This is a genomic window from Halobacillus alkaliphilus (assembly GCF_900113125.1).
Lineage (GTDB): Bacteria > Bacillota > Bacilli > Bacillales > Halobacillaceae > Halobacillus > Halobacillus alkaliphilus.
The window spans coordinates 1-6,094 of record NZ_FOOG01000079.1; the positions used below are offsets into that span (position 1 = coordinate 1).

8 protein-coding genes are annotated in these 6,094 nt (G+C 40.4%); 4 read left to right on the top strand and 4 right to left on the bottom strand.

Translation table 11 applies throughout. The annotated features are described in order from the left end of the window. Positions 1 to 471 precede the first annotated feature (471 nt). Positions 472 to 1,254, top strand: coding sequence for a TIGR01457 family HAD-type hydrolase (locus BMZ06_RS20060; protein ID WP_089754982.1), 783 nt, complete (start codon positions 472 to 474; stop codon positions 1,252 to 1,254). A gap of 23 nt (positions 1,255 to 1,277) precedes the next feature. Here BMZ06_RS20060 and BMZ06_RS20065 read toward each other — a convergent pair whose 3' ends face one another. Together BMZ06_RS20065 and BMZ06_RS20070 are read right to left on the bottom strand one after the other, a co-directional pair. After that, a complete protein-coding gene (locus BMZ06_RS20065; protein WP_139205872.1) occupies positions 1,278 to 2,840 on the bottom strand; it encodes a hypothetical protein in 1,563 nt (520 codons plus the stop codon). Between the two features lie 125 nt (positions 2,841 to 2,965). Beyond that, complete coding sequence (locus BMZ06_RS20070; protein ID WP_089754986.1) at positions 2,966 to 3,481, bottom strand: phosphatidylglycerophosphatase A family protein; 516 nt, start codon at positions 3,479 to 3,481, stop codon at positions 2,966 to 2,968. A 181-nt stretch (positions 3,482 to 3,662) separates the two neighbouring features. On the opposite strand from BMZ06_RS20070, the gene BMZ06_RS20075 reads away from it, so the two are divergent. Then, positions 3,663 to 4,628 (top strand): 2-hydroxyacid dehydrogenase, encoded by a 966-nt coding sequence (locus BMZ06_RS20075; protein ID WP_089754988.1) that lies wholly within the window; start codon positions 3,663 to 3,665, stop codon positions 4,626 to 4,628. Positions 4,629 to 4,679: 51 nt separating this feature from the next. On the opposite strand, the gene BMZ06_RS20080 is transcribed toward BMZ06_RS20075, so the two are convergent. Further along, positions 4,680 to 4,901, bottom strand: a complete 222-nt coding sequence (locus BMZ06_RS20080; protein WP_014644140.1) for a NifU family protein — start codon at positions 4,899 to 4,901, stop codon at positions 4,680 to 4,682. Between the two features lie 159 nt (positions 4,902 to 5,060). Here BMZ06_RS20080 and BMZ06_RS20085 point away from each other — a divergent pair, with 159 nt between their 5' ends. Next, entirely contained in the window at positions 5,061 to 5,384 is a 324-nt protein-coding gene (locus BMZ06_RS20085; protein WP_089754990.1) for a YuzD family protein, read from the top strand. 94 nt (positions 5,385 to 5,478) lie between these two features. After that, on the top strand, positions 5,479 to 5,709 hold the full coding sequence (locus tag BMZ06_RS20090) for a YuzB family protein (protein ID WP_175477948.1): 231 nt from the start codon (positions 5,479 to 5,481) through the stop codon (positions 5,707 to 5,709). Positions 5,710 to 5,944: 235 nt separating this feature from the next. Here the strand turns inward: BMZ06_RS20090 and BMZ06_RS20095 are convergent. Continuing rightward, the coding region (locus BMZ06_RS20095) for a transposase (RefSeq protein WP_175477949.1) at positions 5,945 to 6,094 on the bottom strand (150 nt) is incomplete at its 5' end.

A 6,094-nucleotide genomic window follows, 5' to 3' on the forward strand; every position in this document is an offset into this window, starting at 1 on the left:
TTATCGTCTGTCGTCAGCCTCGAAGAAGTGGCTGAATCGAATTGACTGGTATGTTTTGAAACGTCTAGCTCTGTTTAACAACAAGAAAAGACAGCGCCGAAATCTTCATGGTCATTTGGAGGAAGTAAAGAAACAAACCCAGTATCAACTGGTGTGCTTAGCCAAGTAGGGTAACCGTAATGCCAAAGAAAGAAGAACATCGGAAAGCCGTATGAGGGAGAACCTCACGTACGGTTTGATGAGGGGGAGCTGAAAGTAAAAGGGGAGAAATCCCTTTTGAAATCAGTTCTCTACTCTACCACGGAAAGCGAGCCGTTCCCCGCAGGACCTAACTCTCTAACTAGATACCTCGAAACTGAGTCTTCAAGTAATGGGAGCTTTTCTGTTAATTCAATTCTATAGAGGCCATGGTTTATACATAATTAAATAACAACTCTACATGTGTGTAATTTTACGGAAGAAGGTGATTGAATGAGCCACTATGAAGCTTACTTAATTGATTTAGATGGCACAATGTATCGAGGTGGAAAACGAGTGGAAGGTGCTGCAGAGTTTGTCAAATATCTAGAAACAAAACAACTTCCATTTATGTTCTTGACAAATAATTCCTCGAAAACCGCCATTCAAGTTGCTGATAAATCGAATGACCTGGGGATTCCCGCACGTAAGGAGCAAATTATGACAAGCAGCATGGCTGCAGCTATTTATATTAGTCTTCAGCAAGGGCCTTCCAAAGTTCACATCATTGGGGAACAAGGTCTGGTGGACGCCATGGTTCAGGAAGGTCACGAGGTGGTTGATGATCATCCCGATGTTGTCATAATTGGAATCGATCATAATATTAGTTACGAAAAACTGACAAAAGCATGTCTGCATGTAAGAAATGGAGCTTCTTTTATCAGTACAAATGGGGATCGATCCATTCCTACAGAGCGAGGGATGGTACCTGGGAATGGGGCTCTTACCTCTGTTATCAGCGTAAGCACTGGAATTGAACCAGTATTTATTGGTAAGCCGGAATCTATCATCATGGAACAGGCTCTTGCTCGTATAGGGTACGACAAAAAGCAGGTTCTTATGATCGGTGACAATTACCATACTGATATTTCGGCTGGTATTAATGCAGGGATGGATACACTGATGGTGGAAACAGGAGTAAGTTCATTCCAAGAGATAAAGAATTATCACAGGCAGCCCACATATAAATATAAAAACTTAATGGATTGGATGAATGAAAAAAAGCAGAAGGGGTGATTCCTTCTGCTTTTTGTGCAATTTTATAATAGGTAAGGACCGAAAAACACGGTAACCAAGATTACGTGAACACCTATAAAATATGTTAAACGAATAAAAACAGACCAATCTCTCTCCTTAACTCCATAGGACAGGAGTAAGTACGTAAGTAAAGCAAAGCCAAACAGATAGATAATTGAACTTCCCTGAAAACTTAAATATTCTGGTGCTCTTGCCATCAAGCGAGTCGTAAACATACTATCTCTAAAGAGAATGGCTGCTGCTAAGTAAATCACCGTTCCTGTGTAAAATATCCAAGAGCGATTATGATCCATGGCTCGGCTGTTGGAAAACGTTATTATCACAATAAAAAATAAGGGCCATATAAACCATAAACCAGCAATAACAATAGAGAACATTCCTGTAGAAAACATCCCTACAGTTTTTCCAAGACTTTGAATAAATACATCCTGGTTCATTCGATCCCCTTGCTCTATGATCGAAGGATTTGCAGAAGAAAGCATTAGTTTATTTTTATTGTCACTGCCCTGATCAACCCAAATTGCCGCCTCTGCTCCTTCAAACCAAACGGGTTTAGCTGAGGGACTAGGGGTGTTACTCAATCGTATGACTTCAGTATTTCCCTGTAAGGATAAGGTTGCTTTGTATATGTTAAATTCCGGGGAATCAGCATATGTCGTTTTTGTAGCACCAAAACCTTTAAACAAGAGAGTGACGGAGTTCTCCTCCATAGTCATTTCAATATCAGATACCTCTTTTAATTCCAAACGTGAATGAGGGTCAGGAAAGTTAATTTTCTGAAGTTGTGGATCTTCGCCGAATGATGAATGGGCGAAGTAATAGAAGTTTGTAAGCTCTCCCCCTGCGCTTTGTTTTTGAAGTGTGCTGACTAATAGAGAATAAGATTCATCTTTTACTGAGAATTGAAGATCATTAATTTCTTCTGTCCCTTGAACACGAAAATCAGCTTTTCCTAATTCAATCACTTCTTTTCCGTCAATCTCATAGAATTTTAAGTGATTTCCATTCGTATCTATAGTCCTAGTCATTATATAAGCGGCTTGCTCTGTTTCTGTGACAGTTATTTCGGTGTTCTTATTTTTGAGATCCATTATGGAAACTGGATCTAGAGTATCGGTGTCTAATTTAAAGAGCTCCTGGTCTTTACTATATAGGGTCTGATCTTTTAAAGGGAAGAACCCAGAGATATCCGATAATTTTTCACCGCTTTCTCCTATGAATATCGACTGATAATCCGAGTAAATAAGGTTTTGGCCACTCCAGGAAAATTCTGTGAATTTATCTACCGGTATAGATATGGTTTCTTCTGATACAAGTTCAAAGTCCTGGTTAAATGTATCTTTTTTTACACCTTTTTCTGTGAGATAAGAAACATCAAGCTGTCCTTCTTTAAGAGATTTCAACTGAGGCTTCGTAACAGTAGGAGTCAGTCCAAGTTCGATTCCCCGACTCCACCCTTCTGTTGGTGGCTCTGTAACATCAGAATAATTCTCTGCGAACAATAGAAGCAGGGCTGCTATAGAGATAATAACAGGCGCTGCCCACACCAAACTTTTTTTCAGCAATGTCATGCACAACCTTTCCATATATGTAATAAATATCTATTTATGTGTATTACGTTGGGCATGAGAATATGGTTTCAGAAAATTAAAAATACCGCGATCTCGGCGCGGTATTTTTAAATCACGTATTAATCTTCTTCTGTGTCAGTGTCGCCAGCAATGCTGTGAGCTAAGCGGCTGGAAGCGGCTGCTGCTATAGCCCCTACAATGTCATCTAAAAATGTATGGCATTGCCCTGATGATTTATCATTTAACTTCTTAAGTATGCCAGGTTTTTGTTTATCAATATATCCATAGTTCGTAAATCCAATGGAACCATAGACATTCACGATAGAGAAGGCTATGATTTCATCTATTCCATAGAGTCCTTCATCAATTTCTATAGTGGTCTGTAACGGTTCCTCAAGCATTTTCTTTTCAGCTAGGCGATCCATTTGAATTCCAGTGATGATCGCGTTCTGTACCTCGCGCTTCTTTAAAACCCTATTTACATTAAATCGGCATTCTTCCATAGATAATTCATCATGATATTGAGATTGTAAATAATGGACAAGCTCAGCCATGTCATCAATGGTCACTCCACGATCAGCAAGCCATTCTCGAGCTGTTGTTTCTAGTTCAGTTACTTTTTTATCTTTTGCCACTTTCTCACACCCTTTCTACGGTTTTCCCCACTATCAATACCCGTGTGACTGCCCAGACAAACGCTACGGGTTATCACTAATTATATCAGAACATTCAGATAGTCGTCTTACTCATTTTGAATGGATTTGGATTAGTATATGTTAAACTGGTCTTGAAAATAGGATGAATGGAGGGAAAAGCTTGCAAAAACCATATGTTTTTATAACGAGAGCTTTACCAGAGGCTGTGGTTGGACCATACCGCAAATATTTAAACATTGAAATGTGGCCAGAAGAAGAAGAACCTGTGCCGCGTGAAGTTTTGTTAGAGAAGAGTGTTCAAGCTGACGGTTTGTTGACGATGCTGACAGATTCTATCGATCAAGAGCTGCTTGAGAAGACTAATACCTTGGATATTGTGGCCAACCTGGCTGTTGGGTATGACAACATTGATGTCACTTATGCAAAAGAAAAGAAGATAGCGGTTACGAACACCCCGGATGTATTGACGGATACAACAGCTGATCTTACCTTCGGTTTACTAATGGCTGCAGCCAGAAGAATAGTAGAAGCCAGTGAGTTTGTTAAAAAAGGGGAGTGGGGACCCTGGTCACCTCTACTTCTAGCTGGTTCAGATATTCACCATAAGACAATAGGCATTGTGGGGATGGGACGGATTGGTGAAGCAGTGGCTAAAAGAGCAAAAGGGTTTGATATGAACATCCTTTACCATAATCGGTCAAGGAATAAGGAAACAGAAGAAAAATTAGAGGCTAGCTTTACGGAGTTTGATGAACTCATTGAGCAATCAGATTTTATTGTAAGTATGGTACCACTAACGCCTGAAACGCATCATATGTTTGATCAGGCAACTTTCCAAAGAATGAATTCGGATGCCATTTTTATTAATGCTTCAAGGGGAGCGGTGGTTGATGAGCAGTCATTGTACGAAGCACTGGTGAACAAGGAAATAGCTGGAGCTGGGCTGGACGTATTTGAAAAAGAACCAATAGGATCGGATCATCCGCTTCTTCAACTTAATCAAGTCGTTTGTCTTCCACATATAGGTTCAGCCACAAGAGAAACTCGCGTCAACATGATGGAATTATGCTTAGACAACTTATGCCGATTTTTTAATGGTAAGAACGTATTAACTCCTGTTAAGTAAAATACAAAGAAGCCGACACCTTAACAGGTGCCGGCTATTTAAAACCATGTATTAAAATACTTGCTCTACTTCATATATGCCAGGTACTTCCTGAGCCAGGGCACGTTCAATGCCGGCTTTTAAAGTGATGGTAGAACTAGGGCAGTTACCGCAAGCCCCCATAAGACGCAAGCGCACGATGCCATCTTCTACATCTACGAGCTCCACATCTCCACCGTCACGGAGTAAAAATGGGCGAAGTTTATTCAGTACTTCTTGAACTTGTTCATTCATGTTCAATCTTCCCCTTTCTATAATTCCATTATAAAACGAAATCGGCAAAAAATCTATTGTAGTCTGATGATTTATGGATTGAGAACTATTTTCATTTTATCTTTTTTTCTCAGTTTTGTAAAATGAAAATATATGAATTTGATGAAGGTGGAGAGAGTAATGAGTGAAAAGAAAATTAACCTGACCGTTTATGGAGCTGAAGTGAAGTGTGCAAGTTGTGTAAACGCACCTGGATCAAAAGAAACCTTTGAGTGGCTTCAAGCAGCCATAACAAGAAAGTATGGAGAAAATAAGGTTTCTTACCATTATTATGATCTCCATGAAGAAAATCAGCCAGGAGCGGATGAGCAGCTGATCGACCGTTTACTTGAAGAAGAACTTTTTTACCCGCTGGTACTCGTAGAAGGTGAGATTGTAGGAGAAGGAAACCCTAGATTAAAATCCATTTATCAGGCTCTGGAATCGAGAGGACTTGAAGCTTAAGGTAAAAGCAAGTACGCCTGTTGTTTATCTATGCCCTGTGTTAAAATATGAACGATATAGGGTTTCATCCGTATAAAAAAAGAGGTGAATGTGGATGAATCCATTGATAGAGTTTTGTATTAATAATTTAGCCAGTGGTGCACAGGAAGCAAGAGAGATTTTGGAGAAAGATCCCGATCTTGATATTATAGAATATGGCTGTTTAAGTAATTGCGGACTTTGTTCTCAAAGCCTTTATGCCATTGTTGAGGGCGACAGGGTCATTGCAGATACACCGAAAGAACTTGTCGATAAAATATATGAACACTTGGAAGAGACCCTATAAAACTTTTTACGTAAAAGAAGGCATCTCTCAGATGCCTTCTCAGCTTGTAGAGAAACCCAGTGTTTTTCTGCAAGCTTTTTTTGTGCAGATCGTGCGGGCGAATACCACTCGCTTTCCGCGGACGAACGCCCGAGCCTCCTCGTGAAACTCACACTGCGGGGTCTCGGATCGCCCGTTTTTCCGCAGGAGTCTCCTGGTATTCGCCCGCCCTTCACCGAAAAAGACTCTCCTTCACCTATCTCACCCTGGATAGGTGAAGGGCAATCTTTTTCATGTTTTGGCAGGCCGCCGTCAGTAACGCTTGTTCGCGTACATTCTCTTTTCCGCGCAAGCGACAATAACGCAGCCCGTGCAGTTCTTTTGAATCTGCGAAGCTACGTTCAAC

Bases quoted from the DNA above. Each gene is read 5' to 3' on its own strand.
- BMZ06_RS20060 (WP_089754982.1), top strand. From the start codon at position 472: ATGAGCCACTATGAAGCTTACTTAATTGATTTAGATGGCACAATGTAT.
- BMZ06_RS20080 (WP_014644140.1), bottom strand. From the start codon at position 4,901: ATGAATGAACAAGTTCAAGAAGTACTGAATAAACTTCGCCCATTTTTA.
- BMZ06_RS20085 (WP_089754990.1), top strand. From the start codon at position 5,061: ATGAGTGAAAAGAAAATTAACCTGACCGTTTATGGAGCTGAAGTGAAG.
- BMZ06_RS20090 (WP_175477948.1), top strand. From the start codon at position 5,479: ATGAATCCATTGATAGAGTTTTGTATTAATAATTTAGCCAGTGGTGCA.